This window comes from Prevotella aurantiaca (assembly GCF_015262605.1).
GTDB lineage: Bacteria > Bacteroidota > Bacteroidia > Bacteroidales > Bacteroidaceae > Prevotella > Prevotella aurantiaca.
The window spans coordinates 1-17,987 of record NZ_JABZSJ010000012.1 but is presented as its reverse complement, the minus strand read 5'-3'; the positions used below and the strand labels follow the sequence as shown (position 1 = coordinate 17,987).

Sequence of the window (17,987 nt, the reverse complement as noted above, 5' to 3'; positions counted from 1 at the left end):
TAGCAGTTAAATGTGATGTTACTTATAGTATATCCAAATACTGTTCGAGAGGTATTCCTCTATTTTTATCCTCGTTTTCCTTATTGAGTTCAATGAGTTTGTAAACTCCGTCTATGGCTTTTTGGGTACTATCTATGAGTGGTTCTTCGTCAAGCAGGTGACCAATGAGGATGGCTGAGAAGATATCTCCAGTACCAGGAAAATGCACAGGGATTTCATTGTAAGGCAAACTAAAGTATTTGTCGTTGCGATGGTTGTATCCTATCACAGAGGGTTGGCCGTCGATATGTATCGAAGTAATAAGTACTGACTTCGTTCCTATCTGTCTTAACTTCTTAATAAGCTCGAAACCTTCTTCTTTCGTTACGTCTTTAGCGTTGTATTCAGAATCGGTAAGATAGCACGCTTCGGTATGATTGGGGAAGCAAAGGTCGGCAACGCTAATCATTTCGCGCATCGAATTGATGGTTGCTGGCGTAACACCATTATATAATTTACCTTCATCGCCCATGATAGGGTCTACAAATATCATTGTACCAGTGGCAGCCTGCTCACGACAATAAGCTGATATAAGCTTGGCTTGGCGCTCTGATGCAATGAAGCCAGTGGCGATAGAATCGTATTGGAAGCCTAATTCTTTCCAAATAGGAAATACCTCTTTAATGTAATCAGTGGTTTCAAGGATGCGAAATTTGCCGTAGTCCAATGTATTAGAAACCAATGCTGTTGGCAAATTATACACTGGATGACCAAGATAAGACAAGATTGGTAGCATTGCTGCTGTGGCTACCTTACCATATCCAGCAATATCGTTAATGAGAAGAATTTGTTTCTTACGCATTCTAATTCTATATTATATCAGGTTGCAAAGGTACTGCAAACTAAAAACATAGCAAAATAAAAACAGTATTATCTTTCGCCCCAATCACCCCTGTCGAGGCTTCTGTAACCAATGGCTTCGGCAATATGATGGACTTGAACCTTCGGTGATGCTTCGAGATCAGCAATGGTTCGTGCTACTTTCAGAATACGATTATAAGCACGAGCCGATAATTTCAGACTTTCCATGGCCTTACGAAGTATTTCAAGCGATTGTTCATCAGGTTCTGCAAATTCGTGAATCATGCGTTCAGACATCTGTGCATTACAATGAATATTGGGGTAATTCTTAAATCTTTCGGTCTGAATACTGCGCGCTTTCAATACTCGTTCGCGAATATTAGCACTTGATTCGCCTTGCTCAGCTTTGGAAAGATCTTTGAAAGGGAGTGGAGAAATCTCGCATTGAATATCAATACGATCGAGTAAAGGTCCTGAAATCTTAGAAAGATAGCGTTGTATCTGTCCTGGAGAACAAACACAATGATGTGTAATATCTCCATAATAGCCACAAGGACAAGGGTTCATGCTGGCTACAAACATGAAACTACAAGGATAAGTAACAGTATATTTGGCGCGCGAAATAGTAATTGCACGGTCCTCTAAAGGTTGGCGTAAGACTTCAAGGGTATGCTTGCTGAACTCTGGAAGTTCGTCGCAGAATAAGACTCCATTATGGGCTAAGGTTATTTCACCAGGCATAGGGTTGGTTCCTCCGCCCACTAAAGCAATTTCAGAGATGGTGTGGTGCGGGCTTCGGAACGGACGTTGAGTGATGAGTCCTGTATTTTTCTTTAGCTTTCCAGCAATAGAATGTATCTGCGTAGTCTCTAAACTCTCGGTTAATGCCAATGGTGGAAGTATGGAAGGAAGTCGCTTTGCCATCATACTTTTGCCACTTCCGGGTGGTCCTATCATAATAACGTTGTGCGAACCAGCCGCTGCGACCTCCAAAGCTCGCTTTACATTCTCCTGTCCTCGAACCTCTGCGAAGTCTAAATCGCTAATATATTGATTTTCATAAAACTCTTTTCGTGTGTCTACTTTGCATGGTGCCTGCGTATAAGCGTCGTTAAGGAAACTTATAACTTCGCCTATATTATTCATTCCGTACACCTCAAGTGTATCTACAACGGCGGCTTCATGTTCGTTTGCTTTTGGTACGATAAGTCCTTTGAACTTCTCTGCTCTTGCTTTAATTGCTATTGGCAATGCTCCTTTAATAGGTTGCAATGTACCATCAAGGCTTAGTTCTCCTACCAGCATATACTTACCAAGATGGTCGGAAGCTATTTTTTCGGTTGCACCAAGGATAGCAATTGCAAGTGGTAAGTCAAAACTTGAACCCTCTTTACGTAAGTCTGCGGGAGCAAGATTGGCTGTGATATCCGCGACAGGAAACTGATATCCATTATTCAATAGTGCTGCGGCAATGCGGTCGTGGCTTTCTTTTACAGCCACATCAGCCAATCCAGTGAGATGAAACATCACTCCCCTTGTAATGCTAACTTCCACTGTAACTGTGGTAACCTCCATTCCGTTTACAGCAGCACAATAAGTTTTTACAAGCATGAATTAGATTTCTAACTTTATCATTCGTCCTCTGAGCATGTTAGCACTTACCCTTCGTTCAGTTATTTTGCCCTTGTTTGCAATGATGTTGTCAGGGATTAATGTTAGCCCAAGAGTCTTTATAAGTTTGCTTTCCAGCATCTCTCCATCGCAGATGTTGGGAAATGTTATATTGTTTTCCTTGATATATCTTCTTGCTTCATTGGGTGATGGGTCGAGACAAATACCGATTATCGTAGTTGAATCCTTTTGTGCTATACTATTAAGCGTCATAAGAATGTCTCTACTGTCATCGTTCCAAGATGCCCATGAGCAAATAATGGTATTTTTACCCTTTAGTTTAGCGCTGTTAATGATATTGCCATTCAGGTCTTTTGCTGTGAATTTAGGCAATGGTTGCCCTACATTTCCATTTTGTAAACCCTGTAAATACTGTTTTAAACGTGCCAAAGCGCCATTTTCTGGTTGTTCTTTCTCCATCAGTTTTACGAGTTCAGTTGTTTCCTTTAGGTTCGCTCTTTTATTCGAAACAAGGTAACGCTCTGTTATGTATATGCTTACAGGAGAGTCAGGGTGGTTCTTTACAAACTGAGTTGCAAGCTTAACTTCTTCTGGTGGAGACGCCATTGCCGTTTGTTTGCGGAACTGTCCCATCAGTTCATTGTTGTCTGTCCCCTTCACTTCCATCTCTTTTAGGTGTGAAGCGTCAGCTTTTATTTCCACAGCTTCGCCTGGTTCAGCAAAGATTACATGGGTAGAATAGTTTGGGAATACGAGAATAAGCGTACCATCGAACTGACATGGTATTTCATAAGTAAATCGTCCGCCATTGATTTGAATGGTATCAAGTCCGTTCATGACTCCTTCAGGACTATAAACAAATAGTTGTCCTTGATTTACATGCAGCAATCTACCATCAATTTTAAAGTATCCGTTGCGCTCACCACATGAAACTAATAGTATAGAAAGTAAGAAGAGATAAACTATTCGTTTCATACGGACGATGTTTAATTAGGTTTTATAAAAAGCAAAAAGCTTATTGAGAGCAAACGCTCTTATATGCTTTTCATTTGTATGCGTACGAATACGCAATCTAAAAAAGTGCCGCGAGCGGGACTTGAACCCGCACAGCCATTACTGGCCAAGGGATTTTAAGTCCCTCGTGTCTACCAATTCCACCATTGCGGCAAACCGAGTGCAAAGATAATGCTAAATATCGGATTTCACAAGATAATTGATGTTTTTTTGTATTTTAGCCTTTAATCTTTATTAATTTTATGCTTGATACAATGCTTAACGTACACTCAGCATTCCATTTGGTCCCGCTGTATTTGCTCTATAGCGTGTTAATGTTTTGCCTCTATCGCCACTTACAATGTTTCCACCAGTGTTAAGATTGTATGTTCTCTGGCATGTTTTACAAGTAGCAAAACCTGTTCCGCTTATTGTTAGCTCGAAAGAGCGGAACGGTAGAGAGTTTATATCAAAGCAATTTGGGCACTGCAAGTCGTAGGCATAGAACCTTGCAGGTGCGTCCAGATTGCCAAAGCCCACTATAAGACCTTTGTTCATACCAATACGCAGATGGCTTTGCAAACGCTCATCAATGGCATTGAATCGTTTTTCCGACACCAAACCCTGATTGTTTTGAAAGTGAAAGTAATACACTCCATCTTTATTGTCAGGCTTTATTGTTGTAAATACACCTGGCGATAGATGGTTCATCGAACTGGCAAGCGTTGCATCAAGATGCACATTGTTGTCAATTGCAAGGTTACAGTGGTAATTGCTGAACTCGTAGTCTACCATGTCGCTACAAGCTGTGGCTACGTTCAGCGCAGAAAGTGCTATTATGCCTTTTCCTATAAAACTTCTTAATTTCATGACAATTTATATTTTTTCAATTTAACCCTATTATATGTTAACGATAAATTGTTGCATTTATTGAGTTTAGAAAACCATAAAATAATATAAAAAAGCACTTGATTGTGAAATTATTGTTACTTTTGCTGTCGTTATGATACACTATAGAATAATACTTTTCCTTTGGTTCTTGTTAGTCGCTATGGGCGTTTCATCTCAAGAACATATCAATCCTGAAGACCGTGTGGTAGATTTAAACTCTCCCACATTTGTACCAATGGTGCATATTGGCAAGGCAAAGGTAGGCGGAGACAGCATACAATACGTGCGAACTAACAAGATTTACATCTTTCCGCCTATGGAATTCAAGAACGATAAACAGCGTAACGAATACAACCGCCTTGTATATAATATTAAAAAGGTGTTGCCATTGGCGAAAGAATGCAACCAAATTATCTTGGAAACAGGTGCTTATCTCCAGACGATTCCTACGAAAAGGGAACGTGACGAGCACATGAAAGCCGTTGAAAAGGACTTGAAAGAGGAGTATACCCCACGTATTAAGAAGCTAAGTTATTCACAAGGAAAACTCCTTATTAAGCTTATCGACCGCGAAACCCACTCTACGGGTTACGAACTTATACAAGCTTTCCTCGGTCCAGTGCGTGCTGGCTTCTATCAAGCCTTTGCTTGGGTGTTTGGTGCTAGCCTTAAAAAGCGATACGACCCTCAAGGTTCCGACCGTCTTGTGGAGCGAATAGTGTTGCAAGTAGAGGCTGGACAATTGTAATAACATTGGTCCGACTTTCTCTAACACCGCATTACCCTATATATTCCTAATACCTTGAAAAGCAAATAATAGTCATTTTGAAAGCGAAACTTTGTGAAAGGTGCGTGAAAAATCACGCCCTTCCAATCTTAGTTTCGTTTTTTTTCTATTCGAAAGGAATCATTGCCAAGGCGTTGGCAATCTTTTCTATGCCTTCTTGCAAAGGTCCAGAAACCATGCTTTTTGCAAAGAAAGGAATGTCAGCATCAATGGTTAGCTTCATCTTTGAAGATGTTTCGTCTACTGGAAGTATTTGAATCCAGAAGTTAAACGACATCGGTGAGTTTTCGCTTGCAAACTTAATGGTCTTTGGTTCGTCGCGTTCTATGATGCGCATAGATATCTGTCCCACTGGATCAACGCTTATAGAGATAGTGTCTTTGTCGAAAGTTAAGTCCTTCAACTTATCTTCTGGCACTTTATCCTTAACGCGTTCAATGTTTGTAAGGTCGCTCAACATGTTGTAAACACTTTGTTGAGGATAAGCAATCTGCTTTACGCTACTTTCAAATTTACTCATTATTACTTCTTCCAATTAGCAGGATCCTTGCGCCATTCATCAAGCATTGGCACGTCTTCCTTATTAATATATCCTGTTTCCAAAGCTTTTTCCACTACGCTTTGATAGTCGGTGAGTGTTACCAACTGTACGTTTGCTTCGTTAAAAGCCTCTTCTGCCACAGGGAAACCATAGGTATAAGAAGCTACCATGCCTACTACGTCAAAGCCAGCCTCGCGTAATGCAGCCACAGCCTTAAGAGATGAGCCGCCAGTAGATATTAAATCTTCTACCACAACAACCTTTGCGCCTTCTGGTAGTTGCCCTTCTATCTGGTTTTTCATACCGTGGTCCTTTGGTTTTGGGCGCACATAGGCATACGGCATAGCCAGTTCTTCAGCCACTAATGCCCCTTGTGCAATGGCGCCAGTAGCTACTCCAGCCACAGCAGTGGCCTCTGGGAAGTGCGCTAAGATAGCGTGTACAAGTTCTAACTTTACGAATGAGCGCACATCGTGGTACGACAAGGTTTTACGATTGTCGCAGTAGAAAGGCGATTTCCATCCGCTTGCCCATGTAAAAGGGTCGTTGGGTTGCAACTTAATAGCTTTAATACCGAGCAGTTTGCCTGCAAATGTTTTCCTTAAATCTTCCATATATTTCAATAGTATGCTTCTATTTATGTTGCAAAGATAACGAATTACCGATGATACGCAAAGCGAACAGAGAGGTATTTTTTAATGCTTTGGCAAAAATATCAATTATTTAAGTTATCGAAAGCAACTGTTTTGTGTAATATAAATTAAATTACAACGTAAAAAAACGTATTGTTTGAAATTGCATTATGTACATCAGACCCTCACGCTTTTTATATTTTTGGGCCGTTTAGTGCATTGTAGAGCCACGAATTACCATCTTCATAATACGATAAAAAAGATGTTTAGAAACTGGAAACGGAGTCTGTTCTGCCCCTGCAATAAATCCTCTAATCCGTAAAGGATATAAGGGAGACTTTACAAGGAAAATACTCTTGTTTTGTAAAAAAAATAGCAACTGAAAACAATAATATCGGTTTCGCAATGCAAAAGTGCCTGTTTTGCGCTGCAATATAGGCTCTTTTACTCAGCAAAACAGGCTCTTTTGCAATATAAAACAATGGGTATTGCAATATATTGATACATAAGGTGTTATATGGTAATGGTGTTGCTGAAAAATATTTACATTGGTATGGTCTTTCTCCACCCATATAAAAAGCTTCTCAATGGCTATATTTCAGACCATTAAAAGGCTATTTTATACATGGTATCGCGAAACAATCAGTTTGTAGAAGGATAGGTCTACCATCTCTAAATCGTTACTCAAACTTCGTGTTAGAAAGACTTATATTTACTTTTACATTCTCTATTTATTTGTATTTTCGTCGAAGCAAGGAGCATTACTCGTCGAAAATAATTTGTAGGTATGGTGGAATAAAATTATCTTTGTATGCAAATAGGAATACCTTTACAATAGTAAAAGCAATGTTGGAAACAATGAAGGCGTGGTTAAAGAAGCGCAATATACTTATATTTCTTGCACAGATAGGCATTTACTTAATGCTTACTGCAACGTGGTGTGTGGTGGTATATATCACCGAACGCGACCCATGGGTGGCAACGGCTTCGGTGCGCACCAACGCTGTTATGTTCTTTCTGCTCCTCGTGGTCTTTATGGCAAACTTCTATGTGCTTGTTCCGTATCTCTACGAAGATAAAAGTAAGCTGCACCGATGGTTGTTTTGGTTGGTAGAATTTGCCTTGGTATTTTTACTGAACTACGACTTGTTCTTCCCACGCAGCAATACAGACCATGGTGTGGTGGTACATTTGTACCACTATCAGTTCGCTATCATCTGGCTGGTTCTTAACTATGTCGTGGCGATTGCCGCTATATCTGTACGCTACTTCATACGACAGAACAATCTTCAGAAACAACTTTTAGAAGAAAAACAGCGCAATACAGAAGCCGAATTGGCTTGGCTAAAGAATCAACTGAACCCGCACTTCCTGTTTAACACACTAAATAACATCTCTTCTTTAACACAGATTGATGCCGATGAGGCGCAAAACTCCATTGGCGAACTATCCGATTTGCTGCGTTATGCACTCTACGAAACGCAACAAAAAGAGGTTCCATTGAGTGGAGAAATTGATTTTATGAAGAACTACATCTCTCTTATGGCACTGCGTTGCGACAAAAATGTGAAGATAACGACGCATTTTGATACGTCCAACACGGCACTAACCATTGCTCCTATGCTGTTCTTGTCGCCCATTGAGAACGCTTTTAAGCACGGCGTAAGTAACGGAAAGCCATCGTTTATAGATATTTCGTTGACTGAAGACAAGGGGATTGTCTTGTTCTCGTGCCAGAATAGTAACTATCCGAAAGGCAATTGCGGTCGTAGCGGTAGCGGCATTGGAACAGAAAATATGCGCAAACGCTTGGAATTGATGTATGCCAAACGCTATGAAATGCACCAAACGCTGGAGCAGGGAGTTTATAAGTTGAGTATAAAAATAAATGTAACGAGTTAATATTTGCCTATGAATTTATCGTGTATCATCGTCGATGACGAACCGCTGGCTATCCGCTTATTGGAGAACTTCATAGAGCGTACACCCTTTTTGACACTCAAAGCATCGTTTACCGACTCGGTTGCGGCTTTGCAAACCATAGTAAACGATAGTGCAGACGTGCTATTTCTCGATATACAAATGCCCGATATGGACGGTATGGAGCTTTCGCACATGGTACCATCGCATACCCGAATCATCTTTACCACAGCCTTCAAGGAATATGCTTTCGATAGTTACGAAGTGAATGCGCTCGACTTTCTGCTGAAGCCGATACGCTATAACAAGTTTCTTGCGGCTGCCGAAAAGGCTAAAAAATGGTTTGAAATGGCGTCGCAACCACTCAACAACCAGCACACAACGGTGTTTCTGAAAGTAGATGGAGAGCTACAGCAAGTGTCGTTGAGCGATGTTATATATGTGGAAGGAATGAAAGATTACGTTATTTTCCACCTTTCCGACCGACGATTGGTTACACACATGACAATGAAAACGGCAGAAGAGTTGTTGCCTAACAACGATTTTATGCGAGTAAACCGTTCGTATATTGTAGCTTTAGATAAAATAAGAAAGGTGGATAGGAACGATTGTATTTACATAGGCAACGAGATTATACACGTTACCGGAGCCTTTCTTGCGCACTTCAAAGAATATTTGGAAGTGCGCAAGCGATAGTTTCTTAGGTTCTTACAACGTAGGCGGCAATAGTTTTCAGCCGCACATAGTTGTAACTTAGGTACATAAAGCCATCAAAACGATTGTTTTTACCCCAACTATTCTTGCAGCAGAAGTATTTGTTGCCAGCCTTATCGTGGGCTATTCCCACAATTTCCATACAGTGGTCGTCAGTGGTTCGGTAGGTTTCGAAGGCCCTTTGGCGGTCTGCCTGTGTTGGTTGTTGGTTGTCGTTGTCCAACTTTGCTACACCTTCAGCAAACGAAAAGCCATCTTCAGAGGTATCGCCCTCCCAGCAAACAGGGTGTCCAGAGCGGACAGATTGTTCAATTCGGTGCATCAAAGTGTCGATAGGAACGTTCAAGAATGTATTGTGGAAATAGTTATCGGGCACTTCTAATGGGAAGAACTCGCCGAAAGGGTGGTGCGTAAAGCTTGTTAATCCTAAGTATTCGTTGTTCTTACACACGCTGCGAGCAAACTGCTGCGGGGTGTAAGTGGCGCGATAAAGAAATACTTGCTTGGGTATAAAACCGATTTTGTCGTCCAATAGCGCATCGATATAGTTCACTTGCTCGGCTAAAGTGTTTGTCTTGGGCGATAAAATTGCCCGTTCGAGCTTGCGTGTAATCACTTTGTAGTCGGCATTTTCGCGCTTATGGTATGCGTCAAAGGGGAATAAACCATACGTTTGTATAAGGTCTATCAACATAGAAGCCATACCACGTGTTGTAATAGTGGCACTTCTGTTGGCAGAAGCATTACTTCCAGACCTTATTAGTAGGCTTTGTTTAGCCTGTTCCATAAGGTACATACGTGCCACATAGTCGGGACTGAGGTTTACAGAGTCGCCTTTCATAAGGTGTTCGGTCTCTATTGTGGCAAGCATAGCATACACCCAGCATAGCGAACTGGAGCCTTGGTCTTTCACAGGAGTAGTCTTTAATCGTACTTCATCGGTGAAATTGACAACTGGGTGGTGCTGTTTAGGTTGCTTTGAACACCCCACAAGGAGGATTAAAGCAACTATTGTGAGTACTGATTTCTTCATTTTGAGCTTACAACTTATTAGAGCGTATGCAGTGGCAATGGCAATCTTACATACTGTAAAGTACCTGAATGATAGTCTGACCAACAGCCTGTAAAGTAGAGCGGTCTATATGTTCCATCGTATCGTTGACGGTATGCCATGTCGGACCGAACGAACTTTGAGCGCAATCAGGATAGTAAGGAATGATATCTATCGTAGGAATGCTTGCTATTTTGTTGAGTGGATAGTGGTCGTCGGTAACCATTCCGCCTGTCGCTGCGGGGAAGTACGCCTCAAAACCAGCACTCTTTGCTGCTTCCCAAACACGGTTTACAACGTCTGGTGCAAACTGTATTGAAACGCCTTCCTTATAGAATTGAGCGCCTTCGCCACCTACCATATCGAGCAGAATGCCAAATTCAGGACGAACGGCGAGGGGCAAGTTCTTTGCAAAATAGTTGGAACCTAAAGCCCAACTATCGCCCGACTGCTCTTGATAGTTGGTTTCCCACTGCGGAACACCCCAGTCTTCAGCATCGAAACAAACAAAATCGACACCTACATTCAGCGTGCTGTCTGCCTGTAACTGGCGTGCTAACTCTATCATAACGCCAACACCAGAGGCTCCGTCGTTGGCTGCCATAACGGGTTTCTTATGGTTTGTTGAATCAGGATCGTTGTCTGCCCATGGTCGACTATCCCAATGTGCACAAAGCAAGATACGTCGTTGTGCATTAGGATTGGTACGAGCGATGATGTTTGTCGATTTTAATGTTGTACCATCGAAGGCTTTTAAGTCGGCTTTCTGTGTCTGAACATCGCATCCGTATTGCTTAAACTTCTTGATAATCCATTGTTCGCACTTGTCATGAGCCGATGAATTCATTGTGCGAGGGCCGAAATCGCATTGCGCTGCAGTATAGGCGAATGCCGAATCGGGGTTGAATTTAGGACCAACGGGCTTTGCTGTTGCCACTGTATCGCTGGGTTCGGTACTCTTGTTAGACGACTGTCCTTTGCAACCAAAGGCGAAGGCAGTAAGGAAAAGTACTGCCATACCATTACATAAAAACTTTATTTTTCCGTTCATCGTTGTTCTTTTTATTTTTGTTTGGCAGCCTGTACCTGTGCCATTACGCGCAACCAGTTGCCTCCCCATATCTTTTCTATGTCACGTTCGCTATATTTGCGAGCAAGCAAATGGCGGGTGAAGTTTATCATTTCGCTTGCATCTGCCATTCCACGTACTGTTCCGTCTCCGTCGAAATCTGTTCCGATACCTACGTGGTCAATGCCCATTACATCAATAGCGTGCTCTAAATGCGCGATAGCATCGAGAATTGAGGCTGTTTCTCCTTTACGTAAGAAACCTTGATAAAGCGTTATGTGTGCCACACCGCCTTTCTTTGCTAATGCTTTCAGCTGGTCGTCGGTAAGGTTTCGAGGCACATCGCAAAGGGCTTTGCTATTGGAATGACTGCAAACAATGGGCTGACTGCTTATTTCAAGAGCGTCGTAGAAACTCTTTTCGCTGCCGTGGCTGAGGTCTACCATAATGCCGTTGCGGTTCATTTCCTTGATTACTTCAATACCAAACTTGCTTACACCTCCGTGAAGATTGCTCCCTCGTGCTGAATCACAGATGTCATTGTCGCCATTATGGCACAGTGTGATGTACGTAACACCACGTTGTGCGAAGTATTTCACGTTGGAAAGGTCGCCTTCTAAGGCTAAACCATTTTCAATTGCAAACATAATGCTCTTGCGTCCCTTGCGTTTATCTTCGTAAAGGTCGGACGGTGTGCGTGCAATACTAAGGTAACGGCTGTTATCTTTTACGATTTTCTCTATCTTGTTGAAGATTAAATCGGCATAAGAAGTGGGAGTAAGGTTGTCTAAAACGTCGGTGAGTTCAGGGTTAAATCGCTTTAATCCTTTGATATCTATCTTAGATGAGAACTTCTCTCCTATGCGTGGCTGAGGTAAATAGGCTGCCATTGTAACGGCATCTTGGTGTCCTTCCGTCATTTTATGTAAGTCGTAGAGAATGCGCGGGTCGCGTTTGGCAAAGTCTACACCTTGTGGGAAGAACATAGGAGTGTCGCAATGGGTGTCGAGTGTGAGTATGCGTGTATGCAGATGCTTGGCTGTACGGAAGTTGTTAGCTTCGTTAACAAACCATTTAAATAGCTTCTGACCTTCTTCTTCCAACCATTCAGGGTGCCACTGAACACCTAAGATAGGTTTGAATTCAGCACTTTCCATACACTCTATTACGCCGTCGGGAGCGTAAGCTGTTGCTTTAAAGCGTTTGCCTGTAACTGAAACGGCTTGGTGATGGAATGAATTTACAAAGATTTTGTCTTGCTTGTAAATGGTATGAAGTATGGAATTGGGCTCTATTGCAATGCTGTGTGTAGGCTCAGTGAAGGCTGCACTCTGGTCGTGCTTAAGCTTTGCAGGGCGCAAGGTAGTAACACTTTTCAAACGTGTGAGCTTCTTTTCCTCTGTCTCCTCAACGATATAAGGGTCGTAAATGTGCTGTTGCACCTTTCCATCTAAGGCAATGGCTAAGACCTGCATACCTCTGCACACGGCAAAGATGGGTATTTGGCGATTGTAAGCCAACCGTGTAGTGAGCAGTTCGGATAGGTCTCGCTTATCGTTAATGCTACCTACGTTGAGCGTTGGCTCTTCGCCAGCCCACAAAGGGTTCACATCAGCACCGCCAGTAAGTAGGAGTCCGTCAATGCGGTCGAGTATATTGGTAAGTACTTGCTTATCTGTGGTGGGTGGAATAAGTAGCGGTGTGCCGCCAGCATCTATCACCTGTTTGTGGAAAACCTCACGAATGGTAACGTCTTGCCCTGAGAAATTGGTGGTAATACCAATAATAGGCTTGTGGCTTCCCTCTGTATAGCTTCCGTAAAGCTCTTCTAAATGGGCGTCCAAATTATAATTTAGTGTCATAATCGTACTTATATATAATAACGTGAGTTCAACGAATTTAGAATGGTGTAGGTTCGATGATGGCTTTTTTCTAAGTAGTTACCAAAATCGCAACGAGGTTACGGCTATCATCGCAAAGGAGTTACTGAAAACGTCGCAACTTAGTTACGACAATCATCGTAACGGAGTTGTTGTAAAAGCTGCTGCGAAGTATCAATAAATGCCGCTATTCTTTAATGTTGTTAATACCTATTTTCTGATGCTTGAGGCACTATGCTATTCGCTTTATGAATGGTTATTCGGTGATTGGAATTTCGCGCTTGATACTCTGTTCGAGCGAGATAAGCGTTTCAGTAGATACTACACCAGGAATGCTTTGAATCTTGTTGTTGAGCAAATCCATCAGTTGTTCGTTGTCTTTTGCAAAGAGTTTAACGAGCATAGTATATGAACCTGTGGTGAAATGGCACTCTATAACTTCTGGAATGGTGTTGATTTGTTCCACAACATTGCGATACATCGAGCCGCGTTCAAGGTTCAATCCAACATAAGTACAGGTAGTATAGCCGAGGCTTTTGGGGTTTACGTGGAACCCACTGCCCACAATTACGCCGTTCTCAATAAGGTGTTGCACACGTTGATGAATGGCTGCGCGCGATACTCCACACTCTGCTGCTACGTCTTTAAATGGGATACGAGCATTTAACGACAAGATACTAAGAATCTTTTTGTCTAATTTATCAATCTTATCCATATAGGTTTTAGGTTTACTTGCCTATCTTAGGCATGGTTGTTAGTTTACAAATTGAAAGCAAAAGTAGGCATTTTAAATGGATTGAACAATAAAAAAGCATAAAAAAATGTGCCCGAGGGCACATTTTGTCAAGTGAGTATATAGACGATTACTTATTCGAACCTTTTGGCGTATTTACTATATCTTTCAACTCAAGGGTAAAGATAAGTGCTGAATAAGGTGCAATATCTTCACCAGCACCGCGGGCACCGTAAGCCAAATCCTGTGGTATATAAATCTCCCACTTAGATCCTACTGGCATAAGCGTGAGGGCTTCGGTCCATCCTTTAATCAGATTGCTTACTCCAAAAGTATCGCTTGGCTTGCCGTGGCGTTCTGTTGCGTCGAACACTTTGCCTTCAATGGTGCGTCCTTCATATACAACTTCAACCTGGTCGTCCTTTGTTGGCTTCGGTCCATTGCCCTTAACGAGCACCTTGTACTGCAATCCGCTTGGCAAAGTAACTACTCCTGCCTTCTTCTTATTCGCAGCAAGGAACTTCTCTCCTGTAGCTTTTACCTGAGCATTGCGTTCGTCTCCCAATGCTTTTTGCTTTTTAGAAACGTATTCTTGCGCTTCTTCTTGTTTAAAGAAGGTTGTGTCTTTTTCCATAGCATCAACGAGACCTTTGAAGAAAACTCTATCGTCAATCTCTGCAGATGTACCTTTAAACTGCTTCTTTATATTGGGAAGCATCGCTCTTTCTACTTGCGCTGCGATTTGCAAACCTGCAGTGTAAGCAGAGAAAGAAGCGTCCTTACGTTTTGAAATGCCCTCTTTCAGTCCGCGCATAAAGTCGGGCATATCTTCTTTTGATACGCCTAACTGACTTGAAAGATAGTCTTCCAGTCCACGTGTCATACTTATACCTGCTGCATAACTTAACGAATCGAACTTTATTTTGATTATTGCGGTCTCATTGCTGACAGGTGCTGTGATTGCAATTGCTTCTTTTGGCTCTTGCTTTTTCTGTTTTTTCTCTTTCTTGCTCTGTGCATTTGCAGTGTTGAAACTTGCACTTGCCACAACGAGCAATGCCATAAATGCTATTCTCTTCATAGTTCTTTTTGATTATACAGGAATACTTACAAGTTGTAATCCCTTATTGTTTTCCATAAAATGGTGTAATAACGAAAAAGTGGATTGGGCTAACTCGTATCCCAACCCACCTTATTATATATATATAGCTTAAAAGCCTATTGCAGATTACTGCACAGCTTTTGGTGCATTTGTTTCAGGTGCTTTCTCGATAGATAACAACTCTATTGTGAATATCAAAGTAGAGAAAGGCTTGATGTTAGGGCTTGGTTGTTGTGCGCCATAACCAGCTTCATAAGGAATATAAACCTCCCACTTTGAACCAACAGGCATATTCAACAATGCTTCGTTGAAGCCAGGAACAGCTTGCCCAATTTGCATGGTCATGTTATCGTTCTTGTCGAACTCTGTTCCATCAATGGTCTTACCTACGTAGCTAATCTTTACTATTTGAGAAGCAGTAGGCTTTGCACCTGTTCCTGCCTTTATTTCTTTGTAGTAAACACCTTCTTTCAAAGCCTTCATACCTGGAGTCTTTGCTATCTTTGCCATGTAGGCATCGTTCTTTTTCTTTTCATTTCCGTACTTCTTTTCAGCAGCTTTAGCTTGAAGAGCCTGTGGTACTCTTTGTTCAATTTGGCGTGCTTTTTCTACGGTCATATTCTTATTGTCTCCCTTTGCGCTTGCTGCGAAGCCAGCGAGGAAGTTGCCTAATGAGATAGACTGAGTAGAATCTTCACCAAAGATGCTCTTATTGATTTGGTTTTTAATAACCATGCTCATGTTCATACCGACACCGATACCAGCGTTGTAAGCTGCTTTCTTCTTATCGTCCATATTCATTGCGCCATCGTTCAAACCTTTAATGAATTCGTTAATGTAGGCTGTGTCGATGTTCATCTGCTGCAAGTATTGCTTAACACCTTGACCTTGATCGACACCAAAAGCGTAGCTCAATGAGTCAATGTCAGATTTCATCTCTTCTTTTGGAGCCTGATTGCCGCATGCTGTAAACGATGCTGCGGCGATAGCCAATGCGGCTACAACTGTAAGTTTCTTCATTTTCTAATGTTTTATTTTATGTATTATTATTGTTAACGTACTTTTTTATAGAACCTCAATTAGTTCTACTACGAATATCAATGCTGCGTATGGAGGAATAGATGCGCCTGCTCCACGTTCTCCATAGCCAAGATTGTAAGGTATAAAGAAGCGATACTTCGCCCCTTCGCCCATGAGTTGCACGCCTTCTGTCCAACCAGCAATCACTTGATTAAGCCCAAATGTTGCAGGTTCACCGCGGTCGTACGAGCTATCGAACTTGGTTCCGTCTACAAGAGTGCCTTCATAGTGACACTTTACCTTGCTTGTTGCGCCTGGTTTCTTGCCGTTTCCTTCTGTAATAACCTCATATTGAAGTCCTGAAGGTAATACAACGACGCCTTCTTTCTTTGCATTCTCTGCTAAGAAGTCCTCTCCTACAGCCTTAACCACCTTGCCTGCTTCTGCAGCAGTAGCCTCTTGCTTTGCTTGTTGCTCGGCAAAGAAGTTGTTAACAAGCGTTTGTGCTTCTTCATTGCTTACTTGTAACTTGTTGCCAGCTATTACATCTTTAATCGCTTGTGCGAAATCGTCGATGTTTAAGTTGCTTGCACCCATGCCACTGAGTTGTGTGCCGATGCCAATTCCCAAAGCGTAGCTTAATTTGTCCATTGATTTTCTTTTCTTGTTTGTATATAAATAATGTGCAAAGATACTATTTTTAGAATATAGTTTAGCATTTATCTAATTAAAATTACTAAATTTGTAGAATCAACAAGTAAAATAACGGTATGAAAAGAATAGTGTTTCTAACGGGTGCTGGTATGTCGGTGGAAAGTGGTTTTAAGACTTTCCGTGGCAGCGATGGCTTGTGGGAGAATCATCCAGTAGAGCAAGTGGCCACTCACGAGGCTTGGGAGAACAATCCAGAGTTTGTGAATAACTTCTACAATCAGTTGCGGAAGAAGCTCTTTACAGCGAAACCCAATGATGGGCATAAGCTGGTAAAGACGTTGGAGGAAAACTACGACGTAACCGTCATTACGCAAAATGTAGACGATTTGCATGAGATGGCAGGCTCAGCCAATGTTATTCACTTGCATGGAGAGTTGAAAAAGGCTTGCTCAAGTGCTGATGCTTACAACCCAAACTATATAAAAGAGCTGTCAGAAGACGCTCCTGACGTGCTACCAGGGGAGAAAGCAGCCGACGGAAGTCTGCTTCGTCCGTTCATAGTGTTCTTTGGTGAGAGCGTTCCAATGATAGAACCAGCTGCGAAAGCAGTTGCCGAAGCCGATATTTTTGTGATTGTTGGTACCTCGCTGAACGTCTATCCTGCTGCAGGATTGGTGCATTATGTGCGTCCCGGAGTACCTATTTTCTTGATAGACCCTAACGATGTGGAGTCAGGACATAATCCTAACATTACCATTATCCGCAAGGGAGCAAGCGAAGGAATGCGTGAACTCATTGAAAGAATTTAAATATAACCCTATAATAAATTAAATAACAGATGATGAAAAAATTGATATTAGCACTTATCTGTGTGCTTTTAGCTGTTCCAACTATGGCGCAGAAGAACATTTATAACTTTAAAGTGAAGGCTGCTAACGAGCGTATGGTGAAGCTAAAAGACTATAAAGGCAAGGTATTGCTTATTGTTAATACGGCAACACAGTGCGGTTTCACTCCTCAATACGAGGCTTTGCAGAAACTTTACGATACTTATAAGGCGCAAGGACTCGTTGTTCTTGACTTTCCATGCAACCAATTCGGTGGCCAAGCGCCTGGTTCTCTCAGCGAGATTAAGGCTTTTTGCACGGGAAACTACGGCGTTACTTTCCCTCAGTTCGATAAAATAGAGGTAAATGGCAAGAACGAACAGCCTCTTTACAGCTATTTAAAGGCGCAACAAGGCTTTAAAGGATTCGATACGAATAGTCAGATTGGAAAGTATTTGGACGAAAAGTTCAGCAAGCAAGACCCTAATTATGCGAAAGATCCAAGCATTAAATGGAACTTTACGAAGTTCTTAATCGACCGCGAAGGCCATGTTGTAGATCGTTTTGAGCCTACTGCTGACATGAAAGATGTTGAGGCTGGTATTCGTGCCGTGCTGAAATTGAAATAAAGAAAATACGGAAAAAGTGGCGTAATGGACATTTGGTAGGCTGAAAGCTCACGGAACGCTTTTATTTACTAC

General features: G+C 41.9%; 19 protein-coding genes and 1 tRNA gene. 6 read left to right on the top strand and 14 right to left on the bottom strand.

Features of this window, described 5'->3' with window-relative positions; all coding sequences use genetic code 11:
* Positions 1-22 precede the first annotated feature (22 nt).
* From HXN26_RS03655 to HXN26_RS03635, 5 genes are all read right to left on the bottom strand, one after another.
* Positions 23-841 carry a pyridoxamine kinase gene (locus HXN26_RS03655; protein WP_273158781.1) on the bottom strand — a complete coding sequence of 273 codons (819 nt, stop codon included), beginning with the start codon at positions 839-841 and terminating at the stop codon, positions 23-25.
* A gap of 68 nt (positions 842-909) precedes the next feature.
* Entirely contained in the window at positions 910-2,451 is a 1,542-nt protein-coding gene (locus HXN26_RS03650) for a YifB family Mg chelatase-like AAA ATPase (RefSeq protein ID WP_025000493.1), read from the bottom strand.
* Between the two features lie 3 nt (positions 2,452-2,454).
* Complete coding sequence (locus tag HXN26_RS03645; RefSeq protein WP_273158778.1) at positions 2,455-3,447, bottom strand: TlpA disulfide reductase family protein; 993 nt, start codon at positions 3,445-3,447, stop codon at positions 2,455-2,457.
* A 106-nt stretch (positions 3,448-3,553) separates the two neighbouring features.
* Positions 3,554-3,639, bottom strand: a tRNA-Leu gene (locus HXN26_RS03640).
* Between the two features lie 105 nt (positions 3,640-3,744).
* Complete coding sequence (locus HXN26_RS03635) at positions 3,745-4,335, bottom strand: hypothetical protein (RefSeq protein WP_025000495.1); 591 nt, start codon at positions 4,333-4,335, stop codon at positions 3,745-3,747.
* A 133-nt stretch (positions 4,336-4,468) separates the two neighbouring features.
* On the opposite strand from HXN26_RS03635, the gene HXN26_RS03630 reads away from it, so the two are divergent.
* A complete protein-coding gene (locus HXN26_RS03630) occupies positions 4,469-5,104 on the top strand; it encodes a DUF4294 domain-containing protein (RefSeq protein WP_273158775.1) in 636 nt (211 codons plus the stop codon).
* A gap of 145 nt (positions 5,105-5,249) precedes the next feature.
* On the opposite strand, the gene HXN26_RS03625 is transcribed toward HXN26_RS03630, so the two are convergent.
* Both HXN26_RS03625 and pyrE read right to left on the bottom strand, forming a co-directional pair.
* Entirely contained in the window at positions 5,250-5,663 is a 414-nt protein-coding gene (locus HXN26_RS03625; RefSeq protein WP_025000497.1) for a thioredoxin domain-containing protein, read from the bottom strand.
* A gap of 2 nt (positions 5,664-5,665) precedes the next feature.
* On the bottom strand, positions 5,666-6,298 hold the full coding sequence (pyrE, locus tag HXN26_RS03620) for an orotate phosphoribosyltransferase (RefSeq protein WP_273158773.1): 633 nt from the start codon (positions 6,296-6,298) through the stop codon (positions 5,666-5,668).
* Positions 6,299-7,162: 864 nt separating this feature from the next.
* Between pyrE and HXN26_RS03615 the strand changes: the two genes are divergently transcribed.
* The gene (locus HXN26_RS03615) at positions 7,163-8,218 is read left to right on the top strand and encodes a sensor histidine kinase (RefSeq protein WP_273158772.1); all 1,056 of its coding nucleotides are present in this window, start codon (positions 7,163-7,165) and stop codon (positions 8,216-8,218) included.
* Positions 8,219-8,227: 9 nt separating this feature from the next.
* Positions 8,228-8,932 carry a LytR/AlgR family response regulator transcription factor gene (locus tag HXN26_RS03610; protein WP_025000500.1) on the top strand — a complete coding sequence of 235 codons (705 nt, stop codon included), beginning with the start codon at positions 8,228-8,230 and terminating at the stop codon, positions 8,930-8,932.
* Positions 8,933-8,936: 4 nt separating this feature from the next.
* Here HXN26_RS03610 and HXN26_RS03605 read toward each other — a convergent pair whose 3' ends face one another.
* The 3 genes from HXN26_RS03605 to HXN26_RS03595 are packed head-to-tail and all read right to left on the bottom strand — an operon-like array spanning position 8,937 to position 12,932.
* On the bottom strand, positions 8,937-9,983 hold the full coding sequence (locus tag HXN26_RS03605) for a C1 family peptidase (protein WP_273158770.1): 1,047 nt from the start codon (positions 9,981-9,983) through the stop codon (positions 8,937-8,939).
* A 46-nt stretch (positions 9,984-10,029) separates the two neighbouring features.
* Complete coding sequence (locus tag HXN26_RS03600; protein ID WP_025000502.1) at positions 10,030-11,052, bottom strand: M28 family peptidase; 1,023 nt, start codon at positions 11,050-11,052, stop codon at positions 10,030-10,032.
* Between the two features lie 11 nt (positions 11,053-11,063).
* Entirely contained in the window at positions 11,064-12,932 is a 1,869-nt protein-coding gene (locus HXN26_RS03595) for a membrane dipeptidase (RefSeq protein ID WP_273158769.1), read from the bottom strand.
* 22 nt (positions 12,933-12,954) lie between these two features.
* Here HXN26_RS03595 and HXN26_RS03590 point away from each other — a divergent pair, with 22 nt between their 5' ends.
* Positions 12,955-13,131 carry a hypothetical protein gene (locus tag HXN26_RS03590; protein ID WP_159102262.1) on the top strand — a complete coding sequence of 59 codons (177 nt, stop codon included), beginning with the start codon at positions 12,955-12,957 and terminating at the stop codon, positions 13,129-13,131.
* Between the two features lie 75 nt (positions 13,132-13,206).
* On the opposite strand, the gene HXN26_RS03585 is transcribed toward HXN26_RS03590, so the two are convergent.
* The 4 genes from HXN26_RS03585 to HXN26_RS03570 form a co-directional block, all read right to left on the bottom strand.
* Complete coding sequence (locus HXN26_RS03585; protein WP_025000504.1) at positions 13,207-13,665, bottom strand: Lrp/AsnC family transcriptional regulator; 459 nt, start codon at positions 13,663-13,665, stop codon at positions 13,207-13,209.
* Between the two features lie 148 nt (positions 13,666-13,813).
* Positions 13,814-14,764, bottom strand: coding sequence for a BamJ family beta-barrel-assembly machinery protein (locus HXN26_RS03580; protein WP_273158766.1), 951 nt, complete (start codon positions 14,762-14,764; stop codon positions 13,814-13,816).
* 147 nt (positions 14,765-14,911) lie between these two features.
* Complete coding sequence (locus HXN26_RS03575; protein WP_273158764.1) at positions 14,912-15,805, bottom strand: FKBP-type peptidyl-prolyl cis-trans isomerase; 894 nt, start codon at positions 15,803-15,805, stop codon at positions 14,912-14,914.
* A gap of 45 nt (positions 15,806-15,850) precedes the next feature.
* Positions 15,851-16,456 (bottom strand): FKBP-type peptidyl-prolyl cis-trans isomerase, encoded by a 606-nt coding sequence (locus HXN26_RS03570; protein ID WP_025000507.1) that lies wholly within the window; start codon positions 16,454-16,456, stop codon positions 15,851-15,853.
* 119 nt (positions 16,457-16,575) lie between these two features.
* Between HXN26_RS03570 and HXN26_RS03565 the strand changes: the two genes are divergently transcribed.
* Positions 16,576-17,268: an SIR2 family NAD-dependent protein deacylase gene (locus HXN26_RS03565; protein ID WP_273158761.1), complete on the top strand. Its 693-nt coding sequence runs from the start codon at positions 16,576-16,578 to the stop codon at positions 17,266-17,268.
* 32 nt (positions 17,269-17,300) lie between these two features.
* A complete protein-coding gene (locus HXN26_RS03560) occupies positions 17,301-17,915 on the top strand; it encodes a glutathione peroxidase (RefSeq protein WP_025000509.1) in 615 nt (204 codons plus the stop codon).
* Positions 17,916-17,987 lie beyond the last annotated feature (72 nt).